The sequence below is a fragment of the Paraglaciecola psychrophila 170 genome (genome assembly GCF_000347635.1).
In the GTDB taxonomy this organism is placed as follows: domain Bacteria; phylum Pseudomonadota; class Gammaproteobacteria; order Enterobacterales; family Alteromonadaceae; genus Paraglaciecola; species Paraglaciecola psychrophila.
Window position 1 is genome coordinate 1,998,929 of sequence record NC_020514.1, and the last position, 19,478, is coordinate 2,018,406.

The 19,478-nt window shown below is 37.6% G+C and carries 18 protein-coding genes and 2 pseudogenes; 4 read left to right on the top strand and 16 right to left on the bottom strand.

Features of this window, described 5'->3' with window-relative positions; translation table 11 throughout:
• Positions 1-2: 2 nt before the first annotated feature.
• Both C427_RS08645 and C427_RS08650 read right to left on the bottom strand, forming a co-directional pair.
• Positions 3-1,088, bottom strand: a complete 1,086-nt coding sequence (locus C427_RS08645; RefSeq protein ID WP_007643406.1) for an MBL fold metallo-hydrolase — start codon at positions 1,086-1,088, stop codon at positions 3-5.
• A 655-nt stretch (positions 1,089-1,743) separates the two neighbouring features.
• Positions 1,744-1,983: a hypothetical protein gene (locus C427_RS08650; protein ID WP_007643404.1), complete on the bottom strand. Its 240-nt coding sequence runs from the start codon at positions 1,981-1,983 to the stop codon at positions 1,744-1,746.
• Between the two features lie 309 nt (positions 1,984-2,292).
• Here C427_RS08650 and C427_RS27320 point away from each other — a divergent pair.
• Positions 2,293-3,263 (top strand): annotated as a pseudogene (locus C427_RS27320) (calcium/sodium antiporter).
• A gap of 214 nt (positions 3,264-3,477) precedes the next feature.
• Here C427_RS27320 and C427_RS08670 read toward each other — a convergent pair.
• The 7 genes from C427_RS08670 to C427_RS08705 form a co-directional block, all read right to left on the bottom strand.
• Complete coding sequence (locus tag C427_RS08670; protein WP_007643402.1) at positions 3,478-3,855, bottom strand: hypothetical protein; 378 nt, start codon at positions 3,853-3,855, stop codon at positions 3,478-3,480.
• An 803-nt stretch (positions 3,856-4,658) separates the two neighbouring features.
• Positions 4,659-5,942, bottom strand: coding sequence for an ATP-binding protein (locus C427_RS08680; RefSeq protein WP_007643398.1), 1,284 nt, complete (start codon positions 5,940-5,942; stop codon positions 4,659-4,661).
• A gap of 3 nt (positions 5,943-5,945) precedes the next feature.
• The gene (locus tag C427_RS08685; protein WP_007643397.1) at positions 5,946-6,704 is read right to left on the bottom strand and encodes a response regulator transcription factor; all 759 of its coding nucleotides are present in this window, start codon (positions 6,702-6,704) and stop codon (positions 5,946-5,948) included.
• A 230-nt stretch (positions 6,705-6,934) separates the two neighbouring features.
• The gene (locus tag C427_RS08690; RefSeq protein ID WP_007643388.1) at positions 6,935-7,372 is read right to left on the bottom strand and encodes a hypothetical protein; all 438 of its coding nucleotides are present in this window, start codon (positions 7,370-7,372) and stop codon (positions 6,935-6,937) included.
• A gap of 162 nt (positions 7,373-7,534) precedes the next feature.
• Positions 7,535-8,701, bottom strand: coding sequence for a serine hydrolase domain-containing protein (locus tag C427_RS08695; protein WP_007643386.1), 1,167 nt, complete (start codon positions 8,699-8,701; stop codon positions 7,535-7,537).
• Between the two features lie 148 nt (positions 8,702-8,849).
• Positions 8,850-9,272, bottom strand: coding sequence for a DUF3019 domain-containing protein (locus C427_RS08700; protein WP_007643383.1), 423 nt, complete (start codon positions 9,270-9,272; stop codon positions 8,850-8,852).
• Positions 9,262-10,077 (bottom strand): MipA/OmpV family protein, encoded by an 816-nt coding sequence (locus tag C427_RS08705; protein WP_007643382.1) that lies wholly within the window; start codon positions 10,075-10,077, stop codon positions 9,262-9,264. Before C427_RS08705 ends, C427_RS08700 begins: the two co-directional genes overlap by 11 nt.
• Before the next feature lie 683 nt (positions 10,078-10,760).
• On the opposite strand from C427_RS08705, the gene C427_RS08710 reads away from it, so the two are divergent.
• The gene (locus C427_RS08710; protein ID WP_007643374.1) at positions 10,761-11,840 is read left to right on the top strand and encodes a DUF418 domain-containing protein; all 1,080 of its coding nucleotides are present in this window, start codon (positions 10,761-10,763) and stop codon (positions 11,838-11,840) included.
• Between the two features lie 90 nt (positions 11,841-11,930).
• Entirely contained in the window at positions 11,931-12,776 is an 846-nt protein-coding gene (locus tag C427_RS08715) for a hypothetical protein (protein WP_007643372.1), read from the top strand.
• A 111-nt stretch (positions 12,777-12,887) separates the two neighbouring features.
• On the opposite strand, the gene C427_RS08720 is transcribed toward C427_RS08715, so the two are convergent.
• The 7 genes and pseudogenes from C427_RS08720 to C427_RS08745 all read right to left on the bottom strand — a co-directional run bounded on the left by C427_RS08720 (position 12,888) and on the right by C427_RS08745 (position 19,002).
• On the bottom strand, positions 12,888-14,024 hold the full coding sequence (locus C427_RS08720; protein WP_007643370.1) for a sensor histidine kinase: 1,137 nt from the start codon (positions 14,022-14,024) through the stop codon (positions 12,888-12,890).
• A 133-nt stretch (positions 14,025-14,157) separates the two neighbouring features.
• Positions 14,158-14,823, bottom strand: coding sequence for a response regulator transcription factor (locus C427_RS08725; RefSeq protein ID WP_007643369.1), 666 nt, complete (start codon positions 14,821-14,823; stop codon positions 14,158-14,160).
• A gap of 151 nt (positions 14,824-14,974) precedes the next feature.
• Positions 14,975-16,180, bottom strand: a complete 1,206-nt coding sequence (locus C427_RS08730; protein ID WP_007643367.1) for a pyridoxal-dependent decarboxylase, exosortase A system-associated — start codon at positions 16,178-16,180, stop codon at positions 14,975-14,977.
• Positions 16,164-17,831 (bottom strand): acyl-CoA ligase (AMP-forming), exosortase A system-associated, encoded by a 1,668-nt coding sequence (locus tag C427_RS08735; protein ID WP_007643365.1) that lies wholly within the window; start codon positions 17,829-17,831, stop codon positions 16,164-16,166. Before C427_RS08735 ends, C427_RS08730 begins: the two co-directional genes overlap by 17 nt.
• Positions 17,832-17,912: 81 nt before the next feature.
• Positions 17,913-18,107, bottom strand: a pseudogene (locus C427_RS28790) (LpxL/LpxP family acyltransferase); the annotation flags it as partial.
• Positions 18,026-18,760, bottom strand: coding sequence for a hypothetical protein (locus C427_RS27325; protein ID WP_007643364.1), 735 nt, complete (start codon positions 18,758-18,760; stop codon positions 18,026-18,028). The gene C427_RS27325 and the pseudogene C427_RS28790, both read right to left, overlap by 82 nt.
• Entirely contained in the window at positions 18,757-19,002 is a 246-nt protein-coding gene (locus tag C427_RS08745) for a phosphopantetheine-binding protein (protein WP_007643363.1), read from the bottom strand. Before C427_RS08745 ends, C427_RS27325 begins: the two co-directional genes overlap by 4 nt.
• A gap of 284 nt (positions 19,003-19,286) precedes the next feature.
• On the opposite strand from C427_RS08745, the gene C427_RS26315 reads away from it, so the two are divergent.
• Complete coding sequence (locus C427_RS26315) at positions 19,287-19,448, top strand: hypothetical protein (protein ID WP_007643362.1); 162 nt, start codon at positions 19,287-19,289, stop codon at positions 19,446-19,448.
• Positions 19,449-19,478: the final 30 nt, after the last annotated feature.

A 19,478-nucleotide genomic window follows, 5' to 3' on the forward strand; every position in this document is an offset into this window, starting at 1 on the left:
TTTTAATTTAATGGCTGCTTTGCATGATTAGCACGACTATTTGAAAATAGCGGCCTTGTCTCACCTATTTTCATTGTCCATACATTTTTGTCGAGAAAACCATTATCAGCCCCTGACTTTTTAAATCGTATAGGAGGAGAAAATATTGGTTCATCTGACAAACTGCTGATTGTTCCCCAATGAGAAGCAATCAAAGTCTTTGCTCGCACATCTATTCCTATGGAAACCGCTTCTTGTGGAGTGGTATGTGACATCCACATCAACTCCCTAGGTTCGTAAGCCCCTATGGGTAAAATAGCATAATCAAACGAAGCATATTTATCACCGATATGATTGAAGATGGTTTCTGAGTAACCGCTATCGCCAATAAACAAAATACGTTTCTGGGTACTTTCAATTACCCAGGTGGCCCATAAGGTTTCATTATGATCGGATATACTGCGTGCTGAGTCATGAACTGCGGGTTCTGCAGTCAGCTTTATGCCTTTAATCAATTCTGATTGATGCCAATCTAACTCAGTCACTTTAGTATATCCCCGCTCAGTAAAAAAAGACTTAAGCCCCAAAGGCACCACCACGTGTATTTCATCTTTAGCGTTTAAGCTTCTAACGGTTTTATCATCTAAGTGGTCATAATGGCTATGTGAAACAATCAGAATATCGATTGATGGCAATTGATTGATAGGAATGGGCGAAGCAACAAACCTTCTTGGCCCTGCCCACGAAACTGGGCTGGCGTATTCGGATAGAAAAGGGTCGGTTAAGATTGTCACATCAGAGGTTTTTATCAGAAAACTGGCATGGCCCAACCAAGTAATACGCTCGTTTTTAATTGAATTTAAAAGTTGAATCGACTCTGACGTTGACAACTGATGTCCTTCAGGAATATCAGGAACAAACAATGAGTCCCATGCTCTTCGAATATAGAACGATAGGCCTTTGGGGGCGACAGTTTCTACAAACGGATCGTTTTGATATCCACTATGTGTATGGTGTTTGGGTTTATTGTCTAATGCTGGTTTCTCAGAATATTTAGACGACGATGAGGTACAGCCAAATAATAAAGCGAGTGCTAAAAGGGTACTCATTATCACCCTCATCATTTTTTGTTTCTCATTATTTGCCTCTTATGATCTAAAATATTCATAACCGAAAACCCATAACTAATATGTCATCACCTTCAAGCACGCAAATAAGACAGTCAATGTTAAAATGATACAAATAGACACGTTTGCGCATTTCATTATCTCTCTCTAAAAATGCATTCATATTACTATTTGGAAACGTCATGCGTTTAAATTTCCAGCTGTCATTATTTCATAATGGGTATTTCGTCGCACACATTATAAATATAAATATGAATCTTAAATGTAAATGATATTTTTATTAGGGGATCACTCCAATCCTTAACCCCTATTTTATAAATGAGTCAAAACTGCGCTGAGTAACTAAGTCTTGTAGTTTAAAGCAACTAAGCATTTATCTCACTAACATAAAGCCGGTGTTTAATGTCACTGAGTAAAAATTCTATATTATGATTCAGCTTACATATAACGGGGTCTATTTAATTTATGGGCTCGACATTATCTGTTTGAATAAGCTTGTGTTCTCTTATGCTTTAAACAACGGCGTGGGAGGAAGGCATCAAATCTAAGTGATCTTATTGTGTCTTCGTTACAGAGAACACGATATTTGTTGGGTGATCTTCTGTTTGGCTGATTATTTTGTAGCGGACGGTGTGACTCAGGTGACCTGAGTATGATGGCCTCTAGCTCTGCGTTTATTGTTTTGAACTAAGGCACTCAAGCTGGTTAAAAATAAAGCACTCATTCGGCCAAGTAATTGAATCGATTTATGATAAAAACAAGCACTGAATGCTGTGTTTTTGTTGTGTGAGCAGATTAATGTTTGAAACTCAGACTTGCCTAATAAAATGATTGGCTCCAATGAGCGATCGCCAGACAGCCAGGTTTCTTTGCACATATTGTCGCTTTACTGAAAAATCAGACGTTCTAATCCTTGATAATTAACCAAAAAATTGTGCCAAATTCGAACATTAAAGCCCATTTATATATGTCATTATTGAATGACACGGGTATATAAGTTTGTTTCATCAAAGAGCTATTCTTTAAGTGCTCTGTTCTTAATTATTGTTTACTCTGACTAATTTTTCTTATTATAATTAAGCCCTAATCCGCCGTTAATATGTGTAGGTATATCAAAGGTAAATTAGTTCATTTTTTAATTTTTCCTATCATTTTATGAGATATACCTACATTAGGATTTATCAAAATGCTTCTAGCAATATTATCGTTAATATCAGGGTTGATTTTGTTGCTATGGAGTGCAGATCGTTTTGTCGACGGTGCCGCAGCGACATCTAAATACGCAGGTATGCCTCCGCTATTAGTAGGTATGCTAGTAGTTGGTTTGGTACTTCAGCGCCAGAGATGGTGGTATCTGCTATGGCAGCCATAGATGGTAATCCAAGCTTGGCACTAGGTAATGCTTATGGTTCTAACATTACTAATATTGCTCTCATTTTAGGTCTCGTTGCACTAATTAGTCCGATTAAAGTAAATCCACAAGTACTGCGTAAAGAACTCCCTATTTTATTAGTGATTACTTTAATTGCGGGCTGGCAGTTGTTTGATCTTAATTTAAGTACCGTCGATGCGTGGTGTTTAATAGGTATATTTTTACTGTTTGTTTTTTGGACAGTGTGGCAAGGAATGCATAATTCAGGTGATGCCTTAGCAGTTGAAGTAATCACAGAATTAGCAAGTACTCCGACTATGTCATTAAAAGCATCAATACTCTGGTTGGCCTTAGGGTTGTTATTGTTAGTTTTCGCTTCGCGTTTATTAGTTTACGGAGCAGTTTTTATTGCTCATTCTTTAGGGATTAGCGATCTGATTATTGGTTTAACTGTGGTGGCAATAGGCACCTCATTACCAGAGTAAGCCTCTTCGTTGATAGCGATTAAAAAGGGCGAACATGATATTGCACTGGGTAATATTATAGGTTCAAATTTGTTTAACACTTTAGCTGTTGTCGGTATTGCAGCTTTAATTCAACCAATGAGCTTGGAAGTCGCCGTTCTGAGCCGCGACTGGACTCTAATGGCCGTGCTAACGTTTGCTTTATTGTTAATGGGTCTTGGCCATAAACAGCATGCTGGTAGAATTAATCGAATTGAGGGAGCATTATTATTGACAGTATTCTTTGGGTATACGGGGTATCTTTTCAGTACTATATTGTAGTTTGACCTAAAACGACCATTTATCGCTCATATTTTCTCCTGAACAAACAACCCCTGAATGTCTGATTCTGCTAATTGGGATCGTTCCCTGAACTAAACATATATGTCTGCAAATGGCACAAACTTCCCAGTCAGTGAACTTACGATGTGATTCGTTTTGGCAAACGGCAAAAAAGAGCTAAAGCGGAATACCAAAGCTGCATACTAATGACATTTTAGTCTACGTTTGCCAATATTATCTTTAAATCCGCTGCATTGACGAGCGCAAATTTGCGCTTGAAAAGTTCACCGCTTTCATCGAAGAACAAGAGTTCTGCACTTTTTGCCTTGTATTTTTGCATAATTTTATCTGTTGCTGGATAACCTGTGCGTGATACTAAATAGTTTACGGTATCACCAAGCTCCCTCTTAGCATTATTAATTTCAATTGTCTGTTGATTACTCACTATTAGATTGAGATCGTAAATAAAAACCACCGACTTTTTGCCATTGCCAACCTGATTCAAATCGTCATCGATTGACGCCGGTAATGACCATATAAATGCAGCAACGAAAACTGCAATGAGTCCAGTTATCAGGAGGGTCTTTTTCATAGCGTTTAACTTCTCATTATACTCTACTTAGCATCATACCAAATTCGAGCTATACCTTAGGAAAATAGAATATCACTTCTGCTGCAAGCAATTATGGTAGTGACGTGCTTTTGATGTTTGTCGATTGTATAGTAAAACGAAATAGCCGTTTAAAACTAGCCAAGACTTACTTCGACCCCTTCTTGACCAATGCGCTAAATTACAATTTGCCCTAGTTCAGTATCTTCGAGTTTATGAAGAAAGTCCGCATAGGCGTCTGCTGGAATACAATATAACTCTAGCTTATTTGTATTCGATACAGCCAAAAAACCACCAGTCTGCTTAACAACTGCCATAAAGTTTTTTTAAACTCTGAAATACTTATTGTTTTGTCAGCAAGTATTGGCCTAAGACTCTCCTTATGCTCGACTGTCAAAACTGCTAAAAAGCTTGATAATATATCTAATCAATAAGGTAAACAAATAAAATGAGCTTGTAAAAATTCTGAATCACCATTGGGTGTAATTTCGCTGAGAAATTTGTGAATTTTTCGCAATGTCTCCTAGTGGCACATGGCTAAATGATAGAGGGTGTTGGTGTTGAAGAGTTTTAGCAGCAAAATAAAGCAATATAATTCTTTGTTCGTATTTCTGCTGTGAAGGATCTGCTGTCATTAGAATACCAACCATGAATAGAATTAACAAGACACCCATAATAGTGAGCAACCCCAAAAAATAGTTTTTGGATTTATTACGATGGGTGTCTTTATAATTTCTTTTATGGGTGTCTTTATAATTTCGTATAAACTGCAAAAGATTCGCTACCTAATGATTTGAAGGAAGCGTAATAGTGAATTTACTACCTGACAACTCAGTGGCATTAGAAATCACTAATTTTCCAATATGCCAATCTAATATTCTGGTTACGATAGCTAATCCAATTCCGTGTCCCTTTATGTTATTCATTCTATTTTCTGCTCTAAAGAAAGGTTTGATCACTTCCTTTCTGAGCGCTAATGGGATGCCGTCACCGTTATCTGAAATGTGAATGTTGGCGGTATTATTATGATAATCAAGCTCGATTAAGACCTTACCTCGTCCATAGTTAATCGCATTTTGTATAAGATTATTGACGACCATCTCGATATATTTTGAGTCAGCTAAAATACTGTTGTTATCATGCTTGTTCAAAAACTGTAGTGTTAAGTTATCGGATTGTTTACGGCTTATGCACTTGTGAATAAGTATCGCAAGATCTACTGGCTCTTTTTTGATTTTCAACATGTTTTGATCTAGACGAGCATAACGTAATAGTGTTTCAACCAAAGATGTCATTTCATCTACGTCGTCACTCAGTTGTTGTTCTAATTCGTTTCGTAAGGTTTTATCATGCACTTCTTGTATGGTGTCAATACCAAACCTTATTCTTGCTAATGGTGTGCGTAAGTCATGGGAAACAGCAGTGCTGAGCATTTTCACATCACTCACTAGACTATCTATTCTCTTAGCCATTTGATTAAACTCAAGCTCAATATCACGAATATAAGATATCGAACTCGGCGATATACGTTCATCTAACTTTCCCTCGCCAAATGATTTAGCGGCGAACCTAAGTGCCATAAGTTGTTTAACAAGTGGGTAAGCCCAAAGGAGAAAAATAGATATTAATATTAGATAAAATGCAGCCGTCCAAATGTATTGAGTTACAGAGTAGCTGTTTTTAGGGTTTAACATTGGGGTGCGTAAAATAAGTATTTGTTCTTTAGCGGGCAATAAATAATGGTAAGCCATATTGTCAATGGTCTCTAAAACTACAGGCTCTGCATTGTTCATTTGTTTAATTAAAGCGCGAGGTAAAGGTGAGTCTTTTACATCTTGCAATACCACTGAGTATTGCTTTGTATTCGGCCAATGTGACAAAAAAGCATTTCCATCGCTCGATTCATTCGCTGCCCGTGCTAAATCACTGCCCAGTTGTTTGGCTACATTAGCTGTGTTTGGATTTAATTCAGGAGAGGAAAACTGTTGATAAATGTTATCAAATAACCAGCCCAATCCGAGTGTTGATATTATGACAACGAGAATAAGTGAAAAGCTCAGTGTACGCATATTTTACCAAGCGTCCTTTACAAATAAATAGCCTTTTCCCCAAACCGTTTTAATTCGATAGGGCTGGTTGGGATTATCATTTAATTTTTTACGTAATTTTGAGACGCGTAAATCGACCGAGCGATCAAAACCATCGTATTCAAACCCCCTCAGTAAGATCATCAGCTCATCACGGGTGACCGTTTTACCGGCATGTTGCGCCAGTATCCACAGTAAATCGAATTCATTGGTAGATATATTCACTGTTTTGTCATCAAGAATGACCGAGCGTGCTTGAGAGTCAATAATAAAACTGCCAAGGGTTAGTTTGATACTATCGTCATTATTAACGTTATCTTCTAATATAGACTCTTGAAGCGTATCGGGTGATTGACGTTTTAAACATTTGTCTATCCTGGCTAAAAGTGCTCTTGCTCGCAAAGGTTTGGTTAAATAATCATCGGCGCCAGCATCTAAACCTAATACTTCATCTATTTCTTCATCTCTTGCCGTTACCATGATTATTGAGTTGGTAAAGTCAGGCCTTACGGCTTTGCATACATCGAAGCCATCTAAGCCTGGCAACATGCCATCTAGAACCACGATGTCGGGATTATGTTGCTTGATAAAATCAACCGCTAAATCGCCACGGGTTATTACCGAAACAGTAAAGCCTTTTAACGCTAAGTATTTTTCCATCCATCGAGCTAAACTTATGTCATCTTCAACAATCAAAATATGTGCGATAGTTTTATTAAGCTGGTCGCTGTGTTTTTCTGTCATTTTTTATTAGCCAAGTGAATTCGCTTTAAAGTGCGATCAATACAATGGTATAAATAAGTTTATCAGATTCATTTTCGCATTATTCAGAACCTTAGAAAATAACCTAATCAGTTATGTTTTTTTGGCAATCAATAATATGTATCGATTACCACATAATCCCTTTCTAGCTGACTCTGGTTACTTAACGCAGTTAGTCAGCCAGTATAAAAATGTCATAGGTATTTATCTATTTATTCCGCATTACGCTTAATGCGTGCAATTGTAGTAATTGTTTTTTTCTCAGCTATAAAATCAACTTGCTCATTTAAAGAAAAATAGTCTATTGGCACGAATGTTTTGTAACGTTGACCTACTGTCGATTGTACTTCTATTAAATCTACAAACTTACCATATTCTTTATTGGCAATAGCACTTCCGACGACTGCGCTTGCGAATTTTAAGCCACTATTAGCGCCTAGGCCTTGAGCAATAAAATGCCCTATTAAAGAGCCTGTTGCACGTTTAGAAAAACTGGCATCTACTTGTTTTCTCTCAATGCTGACAATTTGGCCGGTATTTATCATTCCGTTTTTACCCGTCATCTCTGCCACTTTCGCTGAATTAATACTCGAACATGCTGACAGTGCTAAAAAGCAGGTTACTATCGTTAATTTCTTAATTAAAATCATTTTTTTCTCTCTTTATATTAAAATTATTCTGCCTTTTAGTGACACAATAGATAAAATTTTCTAAGTCTCGCAGCTGACTGAGGCTATAAATATCGAGCTTAGTCTTGCTAAAATATATATTACTCAGGGCCTGAACTGAGAGCCCGAGTGATTGAATGGTGACTAAAGTTCGTTTGTCAGCACTGTCTTAATCAAACCATCAAAAGTTGTTGAACAAGTGTTTACGCCACCGTTACCACAATTAAAAAGCAGGACGATACTTGTATTTGTATCTTCGATGTATACGTTTTGCGCCATGTACCCAAACGTTAATCCAGCATGGGCGTAAACTCGATGACCATCGATTGTGGCTATATCAATACCCAGTCCTGATTTTTCATTAGCACCTTGTGTAATGAGGTTATCTTCGCCAAACAGAGTGCTTTTCACCGTTTCATTGGCAAAACTGTTATCTGTTATTAGCGCTTTAAGAAAGGTAGCCATGTCTTCAACACTTGAAACAACAGGTGAATCGGCCTGACTGGTATTAATTAACATCGGTCTTGTATCAATGACATCACCGTCATCAGTGGTCAAATAACCAGATATAAAATCACCTACGAAAGCTTCACTGCCTTTATAATAGGTGGCTGTCATACCTAGCGGGTTAAAAAAACGATTTCGCATGGCGACAGAATGATGTTCACCCAACACTTCATCCATAATAAGCCCTGCCAACGAATAACCCGAATTCGAATATTGATAACCTTCGCCAGGTAAAAAATAGCCAGGGTGGTCAAATATTAATTCGATAAAGTCGATATCAGTTTTAAGCACTTCAGGCGCATCAAGTAATAAGTCGATATATGCATCACCATCGTCAATTTCGTCGTAATTAAATACGCCGCTAGTATGGTTTAATAGTTGACGAAAGGTCATCTGATGACTGTTAGCAATGCGCGACAATATACTTTCGCTGAGCCAGGTATCCAATGTGTCATCCAGATTGAGTTGCCCTTCATCGGCTAACTGTGCAGCGAGCAGGGCGATCATTTTTTTACCGACACTGGCTGTGGGGATAATATCGCCAACTTGCATGGCCTGCTGTGTTTGCAAATTTGAAACGCCCGCGCTGCCTATAAATCGAGTTTGTGGTGTTTCTACCAGCAGGATAATGCCCGGTATATCGGTCGATATATGATCGTCGATCACATCCTGATAATTAACAACTACTGGTGGTGGTATGGGTGGCAGTGGGTCAGGTATGACCTTTGAGCTTTTTCCGCAAGCCGTTAGTTGCAATATCATTACGCAGGTTAATAATAATTTGAATGAGTGAGTTATAGCCATGTGTTAATGCCTTTATGTATGTATATCTAAAAATCTACATACATAATAAAGAACTGAAGAAAACAATTGCGTACAAAATTATTTAAAAGTGTAGCGTTTTGTAGCTTGGTTATTTGCAGCTTAAAAACCGATGTGTGAAAGGTGTTTTCTAGAACACACGCCACGATGAGTGAGACAAACGTTGCGTTGTGTGTACCCAAGCCAATTCCAATACTGAACTAATAATATATACATTATTATTTTGTGACTTTAAGGTAAAAGTCACATTTTGAGTGACGAAAATATCTGCTTGAAAATTTCCTATATGGCTATTTGACCAACATTTAAGTGGGGTACTTACTTGTGTTGAGTAAAGGCAATAGTCACTTTTTTTGACAACCTGCCAACTAACATCGACATTAACAAAACAATCTTGCCCTTGACGCATTGAAACACATTGTGTGGGTTGTATGGCTAATTTAGGTAAAGTAGTTACCTCATCAGCAGATGTGCTGATGCTGATAAGTAGTAATGATAGTAAAAAGGTGCCGCTATTTAGGTTGCTCGTATTTGAGGTTTGCTTAGAATACATATTTCACCAATATTCCTGCTTCAATAATAGAATTTTCATCAACTAGCGGACTATCTGAAATTCCCCTTGGCAAAAGTGTGCCTCTCATAAAACCCTCAAACACCCAGTCTTTACTTATTGGATAATCAAAGCCGACCTGACCAGTATATTCATAGCCTGATTTACCCTTGTATAAAGGTAAACCCCCAACTTCGTTTATCGAATAAAAGAAATTAACCACATCTTCGTTACGATACTCGATACCTGCACTGGTATAAAAATTCCAGTTGTAGAATTGGTAGTTTTGACTTAGCCAAGCTGATGCATAAAGTCCATCACCTCCGCTAGCAGCAGCAGCAATAAATTTAAGATGAGTGTTATTAAAATCACCTAAAACACGTAGGCCTAATTTTGAATGACTTATTCTTGTACTTACATCTTGGGATATTGGTAGTTGGTGCTCTAATTGAGGATGATTCATCGCAACCTGAAGATCATATGACCAGTTCTGAGTATTAAGAAAGTTATACCCAAATGATATGATTGTTGATTGTTGTTTAGATGTGCCACGCGGGAGTTCTATAAATAATCCATATTTTTGATATCTACCATTAGCGAATAAAGCTAAACCAGAGCCATTTGAATCATCATCAAATAAAAACGGATCTGATTTATAACGATAACCTAAGCCGATATCAAAGTATGCGCCGTCTCTAATATTCCCTGTATTACTGCTATTAGCTTCTCCACCTGCGACTGAATGAGAAGCATTGAATATACTGATAACAAACAGTGACACTAATAATAATCTAATAAAGACTTTCACAAATTTTTTTCCAATAATATTTTTAAAGTGAAACGAGAATATAGTAACAGAATAAAAATGACGTATATCAGTGTACTAAAGTGTAGGTAAATGTACGCCTGTCATTAATGTATAAACTATTTTCATTATGCCACTTAAGACCAATAATAAGCATAGCCTTACTCTTTCATATCGAATATCAATCAGCGACAAGGTAATAAAGTTTTGTTGTTTTAAATAGCGTTTATAGGTCACACAGAAGATTATTAATAACGGGTCTACGTTAAATAGCTGTTTGCCAGAGTCTCGGAAGTGACTATTGTTATGCTTATATACATTGTTTTACCTATAGCTCATGGAGTGCTGCTTTAACTAAGATTAACATGGCTAAATGCCAGACTGATATAATTCCAATTTCAGATTACTAACAGTCATTAGCTATCTCACACCAAAGACCTAAATTTCTCGTTACAGGTGAAACTGTAAACCCAATTAACCGCCTGTTAACTTAACTCGATGTAGCATGTTTGTATTGACGTTATCTCTTACCGGGTAATTTCAATCTGCCCATAAATTATGGTTGACGGTTATCCGAGCGTAAGTCGAGAAGAATGAAAAATACAGTTGGCGATTCTTTATCTTCTCACAAGGTCATTCGGTTTTTATTACCCTGTTAGTAGGGCTCATGTTTAAGAGGTATTTAGATGAAGCAAAGGGTTACAGGATATGATCTCGCAAGAGCTTTAGCGCTATTCGGCATGGTTATTGTTAACTTTAAAGTCGCAATGAGTGCTGAAACGGGTCATCCATTTCTAATGAATTTTGCAACGCTGCTTGAAGGGCGTGCATCTGCTTTGTTTGTGATGCTAGCTGGTGTGGGTATAACCTTTTTAACCGCTAAAGCAATAAATTCTGCTGATAATACGTTGGTATTAAAAACCCGAATTTCCGTGATAAAACGTGGTTTATTACTGGTGGTCATTGGCCTTCTATTTACGCCAATTTGGGAAGCCGACATTCTTCATTTCTATGGTTTCTATTTCTTATTTGCCGCTGCTATATTTATGTTTCAAGAGAAGTCCTTATTGTGGATAACGATGATCATCGTGATGATTTTTCCAGTGTTGATGCTGCTGTTTAATTTCGAACAGAACTGGGATTGGGAAACATTAACGTATAATAATTTTTGGTCGGTTGATGGAATGATACGGCATATATTTTTTAACGGTTTTCATCCAGTCTTTCCATGGGCCGCTTTTTTGACTTTTGGTATGTGGCTGGGCAGGCAAGACCTTTCCGTAAAGTTAGCAAGAAAAAAATTGTTTGTAGGGGCTCTGATGACTTTAGTTATCACTGAATGTAGTTTTTATTATTTAAGAAACATGCTCAACGACGCAGGCGGATCAGCAATGACGTCTGAAGAAATCATATTCCTGTTTTCCACGTCTATTATTCCTCCCTTACCCCAGTACATAGTGTCTGCGGGCAGTTCTGCCGTTTTAGTGTTAATAGCGTGTCTATATTTATCAGAGCGATTCTCTGAAACAAAGATCACCCAGTATCTTTATCAAACAGGGCAACTATCTCTTACCTTATATATTGCGCATATCATTGTAGGCATGGGTTTCCTTGAGTCTATTGGACGATTAGAAAACCAAAGTATAGATTTCTCCTTACTTAGCGCGTTGATATTTTGTGCAAGTGGTGTCGCTTTCAGTGTTGTTTGGCTTAAATTTTTTGACGTTGGCCCATTGGAATGGGTCTTTCGAGAAGTGGCGAAATAACAGCGCCAGCCAGCTTAATCAGCAATGTAATCGCAACAACAAAAAAAATTATAATTTAACCAGTACCTATTCTGCGTGAGTAGGAGCACTATGATAAAACCGGAAGACATCATGTTTAGGCCATCTATTTTTGCTGCAATACTTATTGCCGCCACACCAATCCAAGCACTAGCAGCAGCGGGTAAAGTACACCCAACATTTAATTATGATATTTTTTTGCAAGGCGAAGATGTCGGAGACATGCTGCTTCAGATCATAAAAAAACCACAAGGTGGATATCAAATTTTAGAGAGCACCACGATCCAAAAAAGCAGTGACTGGGATGAAATAAACCTCCGCTCAACAACAAATGAAATGTATTCCCTTGAAAATAATCTTATTAGCGCAGATAAAAAGACCTTCGATCAAACAAAAGCCTATTGGTCAAAAATCGATAGCTTGGGTGCCGATCTTTGGATGAGTTTTTCAGAAATAAAAGATTTAGCGCAACAAGAGGAGAGCGATCTAATTGGTTTTTCCATTGCAGTGTTAGATGATTTCATTCCCAAGGCAAGCGAAGTCCTCGGACTTTCACAACTTCTGCTCGCGGATACAAAAGCTCGACCAACAAGTATACGTGTCCCTAAAAATTTACATCACACCACAATAGCCAACCTGCCAAAGTACTGGTCAATTCATCAACAAACGTTACCCGCCAAAATACAGTTATTAGACATTGAAACAACCTCAATTACACAAATGAAAACTGAATACAGAGGACTTGATGTGAAAACTTTGGGCGGGGATGAAGTACCTACCCATCACTACACTCTTACTTCAGAAAACAGCGCACCTCTTAATATTTGGCTTGCGGTCAATGAAAACCACATCCCCTATTTTTTTGAGCTCAAAACAAACAGCAACAGTGGGGACTTTATTATAAAACGTAAACCATGATGGGGAGCATGGTTATGGAATACCTATATACAAGGTTCATGATTATTCACTTTAATGTTGCACTTACTACCACAGCAGAATGCATTGGTCGGATTTCCTCAGTCTTACATACTACTTAAACAATATTTTAACTTCCCTGCCGCCAACAATGTTACTTGTTGAGTATTTCCAATGTCCTTTATTGCAAATCTTTTCAACCAGTATTAACCCTAAGCCATAACCATAGTCGGAATTATCCGTACTATCCGGATTAACCGCATTAACAAAAGTTTCGTTTCTATCTACATTTTTTATCAGAGCCATTCGTTCATCTAGATCGATCTCAATTCTACCGCTAATTGTGTACTGCATGGCATTTCTTACTATGTTGCCCAACACTATTTTGAACGAGGGAAAGTTACAACAGATATTGCTATTTTCACAATTGATCACAACATCCACATTTTTGTTTTTCAAAAGATAACGGCTATCAGCAACAATGGAGTGGATGGTTGAGCGTAAATCAAACTGCGTTGATTCAATAGATGAGCCTCCATCGTGATCTAACCAAAGCAGTGTTTCTGAAAGCTGCTGCATGTCCTTCACTGCATTTTCTATTCTTAATAATGGTACCGTGAGTTTTGGAGAAACATGTTGGATTTCTGAATACATATTCATAAGCTCAATATTTACTGAAGAAACAGCTATTGGCGTTCTTAATTCGTGACTAGCCGCTCTGATAAAAAACGTATCTTTCTCAATCAAACGTAAATTTTCATTTAATGATTCTGCCAAAGTGTTAGCAAGTCCATTAAGTTCTTCAAATGTAAAATTGGGTACATTGGTAATTTTATTGCTTTTGTTTAATTGTGATGTCCAATCTTTTAGCTCTCTAAGTGGACGAATAAATTTTAACGTCATATACACAATCATGAAAATAGATAGAATAAACGTGACAAGCACAGCCCATAAAATAGGTTCAAAAGCCTCATTTAAATAAGTGTTGATTGATATTGAAAGTTCTGAATTTTCGGTTTTATGATAAACAATCGTCAGAAATTCATCTGCATTTAGCTTTGTCCGTCCAATTAAGTAGTCACGATTGGATAGCTCAATAGACCTAAAACCAACCCATGAAGCATTGTTGTTAATATACAAAGCCAAGTATTGTGGCATTTGTTCGGTTTCAACATAAAATACAAAGTCTTCATCTTTGGGTATTGGAGTAGAGCGGTCTAACTGATATTCAGCAATATAGTTTTCAGACATTGAGTCCATCATAAAGATGATTGGAATGTCGGTGCCTTTATCAAAAATCGTCGTCCCTTTCCAAATAAAAAATACCAATAAAGTCGAGACGATTATTATGCTTACGGATAAAACGTAGTTTTTAACACTCCAGTTACTGTTCTCTAATAGCAAAACCATGCCCTCGTATTGTGTGAATAAGCGTTGGCCCTTGCCCTAAAACCTGTCGAAGTTTGTGAATGTGTACTTTCAAGTTATCACTATCTGGCTGTTCTTCCCCCCAGATAGCAACAAGCAATGCTTCTTTCGGCACAAGGTTGGGTGAATGACGCATTAATACTTCTAAAATCGTCCAACAAATAGGCGTTAGTTCCAACTTTATACCTCCCCGAGTAACGGACTTTGTTTGAATATTCATCTCGAGGTCATCCACTTTGAAAAACTTACTGAGCCCACTTTTTCGTTTTGATAACGCGTATATTCTGGCTAATAATTCGCTTAAGGCGAAGGGTTTGACTAAGTAATCATCAGCGCCAGAATCAAAACCTTCCAGCTTGTCAGACAGACTATCTCTTGCTGTTAACATCAGCACCGGAACATCATTACCCTTGAGTCTTAATTGTGAGCAAACCTTTAAGCCATTGATACCAGGTAAATTCACATCCAACACCAAAACGTCATAAACGTTGCTGCTTGCTAAAGAAAGCCCAGTATTACCATTGCCAGCGAAGTCATGTATGATATTTTCGAGTGCAAAAAAATCCAAAATACTATTGGCTAAATCAATATTGTCTTCAACTAAAAGCACTCTTAAATTCATATTATCACCATTATTTTATATTAATGTTTCATGCTTTATATTGGCAAGAGTCACAGAAAGCTTGTCACATTTATGTGTTGTACTTGTTCTGACTATTGCCACCGACAGATAAAACGTAACCTACTTGCAACTAATATAACTAATATGCACTTTAGATAAGCATTTCCAAAGCTTCACCTTGGCTTAAGAACCCTTGAGGACTGGCTGACGCGCCATATGCCCCTGATAACATAACTGCAACGTAACCTCCTATTTCACTCATTGGGAGGGATATGTTGGATGCAATAATATCTAGTGGAGTGCATAAAGGACCTACAATATCGACATGTTGGGTTAGTGTCGAATCTATGCAATTTGCCAGAAAAACGGGATGATTTTTTCTAAATACCTGCCCTAAATTACCAGAGTTGGCCAGATGATGATGCATCCCCCCATCACATACCCAAAAGGTTTTGCCTCTTGACTCTTTAATGTCAACTATTTTACATAAATACATACCCGCATTTGCGACTAAAAACCGACCTAATTCTAAATGGACCTCTGTATCGACCAACTTGGTAGCCAATTCATCTAATAATTCATGTAACCCCAAGCACAAACGCTTAATATCTACCGGTACTTGATCACTATGATAGCTAACACCAATCCCACCGCCAATATTAATTTGCTTGGGCAAAACATTGATTTGCTCAGATAATACAAAAGCTAATTCCAATGCTTTTCGGTAAGACTCCAACAGTGCGTCAACTGATAAATTTTGGGAACCACTAAAAATATGAAATCCAACGAAATTTATTGATTGCTCATTCACCATCGAAAAAGTTTCAGCAAATACCTCCGCATCGATACCAAACTGTTTAGGACCTCCAGACATTTTCATGGCGGCTCCCTTAAGTTCAAAATCAGGATTGATTCGAAATGCAACGTTAGCCTGTTTTTTATGTAAACTTGCTATTTTTTGAATTCGAATCAATTCTGTTTTTGATTCTACATTGATGACAACACCCGAAATAATCGCCGCCAGTAGACTTTTTTCGGTTTTTCCTGGTCCTGCGATACTGACCTTGCCGGGCTCTATGCCGGTACTTAATGCGGTTAACAACTCTTGATGAGAGGCTACATCTAAGCCATCAAGATAATTAGCAGCATGTGCAACCAAGTTAGGCATCGGATTGGCTTTGATTGCATAATGTAGCTTTATCTTTTTCGGTAGTAAGGTTTTCAACGCTATGATGTTGTTTTTAATTTGATTGCGATCATATATATAACAGGGTGTACCCCCGGCTATATGCTCCAAGTCACTGGGCGTTTTACCTGCAAAAACAAGTTGATTGTCTTTTTTATTGATTGATAACATTTACGGTCACTCCCTTTTTAGCAGACATCCCTTGTTTAGACTCACGCATGTTTAGGCCCCCATGTTTAGAAAATATCTCCTGAAAAACATTTTGATACTGTTTCTTAAGTAGAGTCTTATTATGTTTCCCATTGGGGTTTCTGGGTATTTCTAAACAAAAATCTATGTGATGTGGGGTCATATAATTAGGCAGGTGTAAGCCGCAAAAACGTTTAATAGATAGAAGTAAATCGCTAGTCTGCACATCAGGTTTGACTGTTATTAGGGTAACAATACCTTGGCCTAATTGTTTGTGTGGTACGCCAAATACAACAATATCTGCTACAGAATTATGTTTACAGATCACACTTTCAATTTCGTTTGGGCTCACTCTATATCCAGACGTTTTGATCATGTCGTCATTACGTCCAACAAAATATATGAAACCTTCTTCGTCTTTGGTAACAATATCACCTGACCACACTGCCAACTGTTCGCTAGGTAATTCTTTAAGTCTATTTGGCGTTGCTTTAAATCTGCGTTCAGTCATTTCTTTGTTTCCCCAATACCCTTGGGCTACAAGTGGTCCAGCATGAACCAATTCTCCTTGCTCATGTGGTTCACATTCTTCACCATTTACATTTATAATAAAAATTTTCGCATTGGGTATAGCCTTACCGATAGAAGTAGGGCGCTTCAAAGCTTGTTCTGGCGGAAGAAAACAAGAACGAAAAGATTCTGTCAGCCCATACATTAAGAAAGGCTTAACGTTTGGCATTTGTTTTAGAAGTTTTTTTAAAATGTCTTCTAGTAAGGCGCCTCCAGAATTCGTTATGTATCGCAGATTTTGAGAGGCTGCTTTTGGCCACTCCAGATTGGCAAGTTGATTCCATGCTGTAGGGACTAAAGCAAGCCCTGTAATAGACTGTTGTTGCACAACTTTTATCAACTCTTTTGCAAACAAGTATTCAAATAAATAACAGCTACCGCCTGATAAAAACGAAACAGTTAATTGACTAAAGCCGTAGTCAAAACTGATGGGCAATGCAAGTAACAAGCGATCAGATGAAGAATTATCTAGGTACTGAGCAACACTTTGTGCACCAAGAATTAAATTACGCTGAGTTAATGTGACACCCTTCGCTGGGCCTGAACTTCCTGATGTATAGAATATTGCAGCGGTGTCACTTTCCAGGATGTCTGGAAGAGAGGGATTACGCAGCGAAAGTGTGTGTAGTTGAAACCACGATAAAACTGATGAGGAACTTGGGTATTCGTTGCTATCATCTGTTATCACAATACCTTTTATGGACTTGGGTAAAACCGACTTTAAGGTGTCATATCGTGACTTGTTTGTTATAAGAATGGTTGCTGAACAGTCGGACAGAATATGCCCTACTTGCAATGGTTTAAGTATCGGGTTGATTGGAACAAATATCCCTCCAGCAGCGCTTGTAGCAAAAATACTAATGACGCTTTCAAAGCATTTTGGTAAGAAAACAGCCACTCTTTCGGACTTATTCAGACCTAACGATAAGAAAGAACGCGCGAGAGTTTCTATTTCCTCGTTTAAATGTGTGTATGTTAACCATCGTTTCTTCTCGCCTATAGCAGGGCAATCGGGCCGTATCTGTGCCTGCACTTTTACCAGCTGATGAATTGTTTTTATCATTGAAAACCTAATATACTAATAACGTTGTAAGTGTGTAATTAAATACGTTTGAGTTGGCGTTACATCAAAAGATATGCGGCTCTATCGCCATCTTTTGTAAAACCAGCACCACTGCTCTGGGTATGTGAGAATGATGGTTTCGAACTGTCGATATATTGTTTGCATTGCGAATTGAAACGCTTTGGGTGATTGTCCTATGGGAAATTCAGAAACCGTTTCAAGATGGATTGTATAAGTGTTATTTTTTCTAATACGGCGTAAGCAACAAGCAATGGCGTTTTTGCATAGGCTGAAAGCATAACTGGGCCTGCGGGAGCGCCGGTTTTTTTCTGAAAAAATTCAACGTCTGTATCACTTCCAAAGTGGTCCGAATGCAAACAAACCACACCATTTGAGCTAATTTTTCTTAGCAAAGAAAAGAATGCGCCCGCTTGAGATTTATCCACACAACAAACACCGTTTTTCGCATAGAGACTAAATAAGCCAGCAGCGAATTTAGGCACCTTCGAAAGTGTAGTTACTCTTCCTGTTAGCTTTTGCAATGCAAATGGAACGGCTTCATAACAACTAAGATGCATGGTCGCAATGCTAAGAGGAACACCTGATGCAATTATCGCCTTGGTTTCTTTATCCATCTCAAAAGTATATTCAAGGTCTTCAAACCAAAAAATTTCTAAAACTCCAAAAACGATATGCTGATAAGCGGTAATTGCCAAATATTGTATTCTGTCTTCACTGCTTTGATCAGTCATCGCCACGCGTAGATTATTGATAGAACGTTTTCTTGTTTTTGGTGATAGAGCAAATATTATTCGGGCAATTCCAAACGCAATTTTTTTTCTGGTCTGTCTATTTCCTAACTTAAATAAGAAAATGATCATGACTATCGTTTTAGCTGCGATTTTTTGAGATAGGGTTAGGTTGTTCATATAGCTGGTGGATTTTTAATCAACGATGTTAAGCTACCGAACGTTTCAAAGTGCTGAGCTTCTAGATGTTCGATATCAACTTTTAATACAAAACGTTTTTCTATTTCTATCAAGAGTAAAACAATAGACATCGAGTCAAGCTCACTAATTTCACCCAATAACTTTGTACTACTTATAAATTTTGACGTGTCTATATTTAAAATTTCTGACAACACACCTTTTAACTGTTGAATATATTCCACTGAGTACTCCTTATTTGATTAATAGCATTCTATAAATGATTGAGTTAATGAATGGTTAATAGGTCAGTAAAAGATAAATCTAGTGGTTTTATTTAGAAATAATTGAGTGAGCGGTCAATACTTAAATATAATTATGTGAAAAGCTTAACCACCTATTAATCTAATGCAAAGTATGGTTTTTCAAAGTGATTGTTATATAAATTTACTTTTAGAATAAAGCAGTCTTTTTAAGTCAAAGATTCTCGGTTGATGAGTCCAACACTTCAAGTCGATGTTAGGCAACAATGGATCCTATAATTATAATTGCGCAACTAATACTTCACAACCAGCGAAATACGCCCAAACATGCAGCTAACAGGCAATGGTCTGGACAACTAAAGCACTCTTTGACCTTTGGTTTACTGTCTATTTCTGTGGGACTTGGGGCGACTAACTTAGTTGGATAACAACCTGTTCTGACGACTTAACCATTCATC

Excerpts from the sequence above, each read along its gene's own strand:
- C427_RS08725 (WP_007643369.1), bottom strand. The coding sequence starts at position 14,823 with ATGAATTTAAGAGTGCTTTTAGTTGAAGACAATATTGATTTAGCCAAT.
- C427_RS26315 (WP_007643362.1), top strand. The coding sequence starts at position 19,287 with ATGGATCCTATAATTATAATTGCGCAACTAATACTTCACAACCAGCGA.
- C427_RS08680 (WP_007643398.1), bottom strand. The coding sequence starts at position 5,942 with ATGCGTACACTGAGCTTTTCACTTATTCTCGTTGTCATAATATCAACA.
- C427_RS08715 (WP_007643372.1), top strand. The coding sequence starts at position 11,931 with ATGATAAAACCGGAAGACATCATGTTTAGGCCATCTATTTTTGCTGCA.
- C427_RS08700 (WP_007643383.1), bottom strand. The coding sequence starts at position 9,272 with ATGTATTCTAAGCAAACCTCAAATACGAGCAACCTAAATAGCGGCACC.
- C427_RS08695 (WP_007643386.1), bottom strand. The coding sequence starts at position 8,701 with ATGGCTATAACTCACTCATTCAAATTATTATTAACCTGCGTAATGATA.
- C427_RS27325 (WP_007643364.1), bottom strand. The coding sequence starts at position 18,760 with ATGAACAACCTAACCCTATCTCAAAAAATCGCAGCTAAAACGATAGTC.
- C427_RS08685 (WP_007643397.1), bottom strand. The coding sequence starts at position 6,704 with ATGACAGAAAAACACAGCGACCAGCTTAATAAAACTATCGCACATATT.
- C427_RS08690 (WP_007643388.1), bottom strand. The coding sequence starts at position 7,372 with ATGATTTTAATTAAGAAATTAACGATAGTAACCTGCTTTTTAGCACTG.
- C427_RS08735 (WP_007643365.1), bottom strand. The coding sequence starts at position 17,831 with ATGATAAAAACAATTCATCAGCTGGTAAAAGTGCAGGCACAGATACGG.
- C427_RS08650 (WP_007643404.1), bottom strand. The coding sequence starts at position 1,983 with ATGTGCAAAGAAACCTGGCTGTCTGGCGATCGCTCATTGGAGCCAATC.
- C427_RS08720 (WP_007643370.1), bottom strand. The coding sequence starts at position 14,024 with ATGTCTGAAAACTATATTGCTGAATATCAGTTAGACCGCTCTACTCCA.
- C427_RS08710 (WP_007643374.1), top strand. The coding sequence starts at position 10,761 with ATGAAGCAAAGGGTTACAGGATATGATCTCGCAAGAGCTTTAGCGCTA.
- C427_RS08730 (WP_007643367.1), bottom strand. The coding sequence starts at position 16,180 with ATGTTATCAATCAATAAAAAAGACAATCAACTTGTTTTTGCAGGTAAA.
- C427_RS08645 (WP_007643406.1), bottom strand. The coding sequence starts at position 1,088 with ATGAGTACCCTTTTAGCACTCGCTTTATTATTTGGCTGTACCTCATCG.
- C427_RS08670 (WP_007643402.1), bottom strand. The coding sequence starts at position 3,855 with ATGAAAAAGACCCTCCTGATAACTGGACTCATTGCAGTTTTCGTTGCT.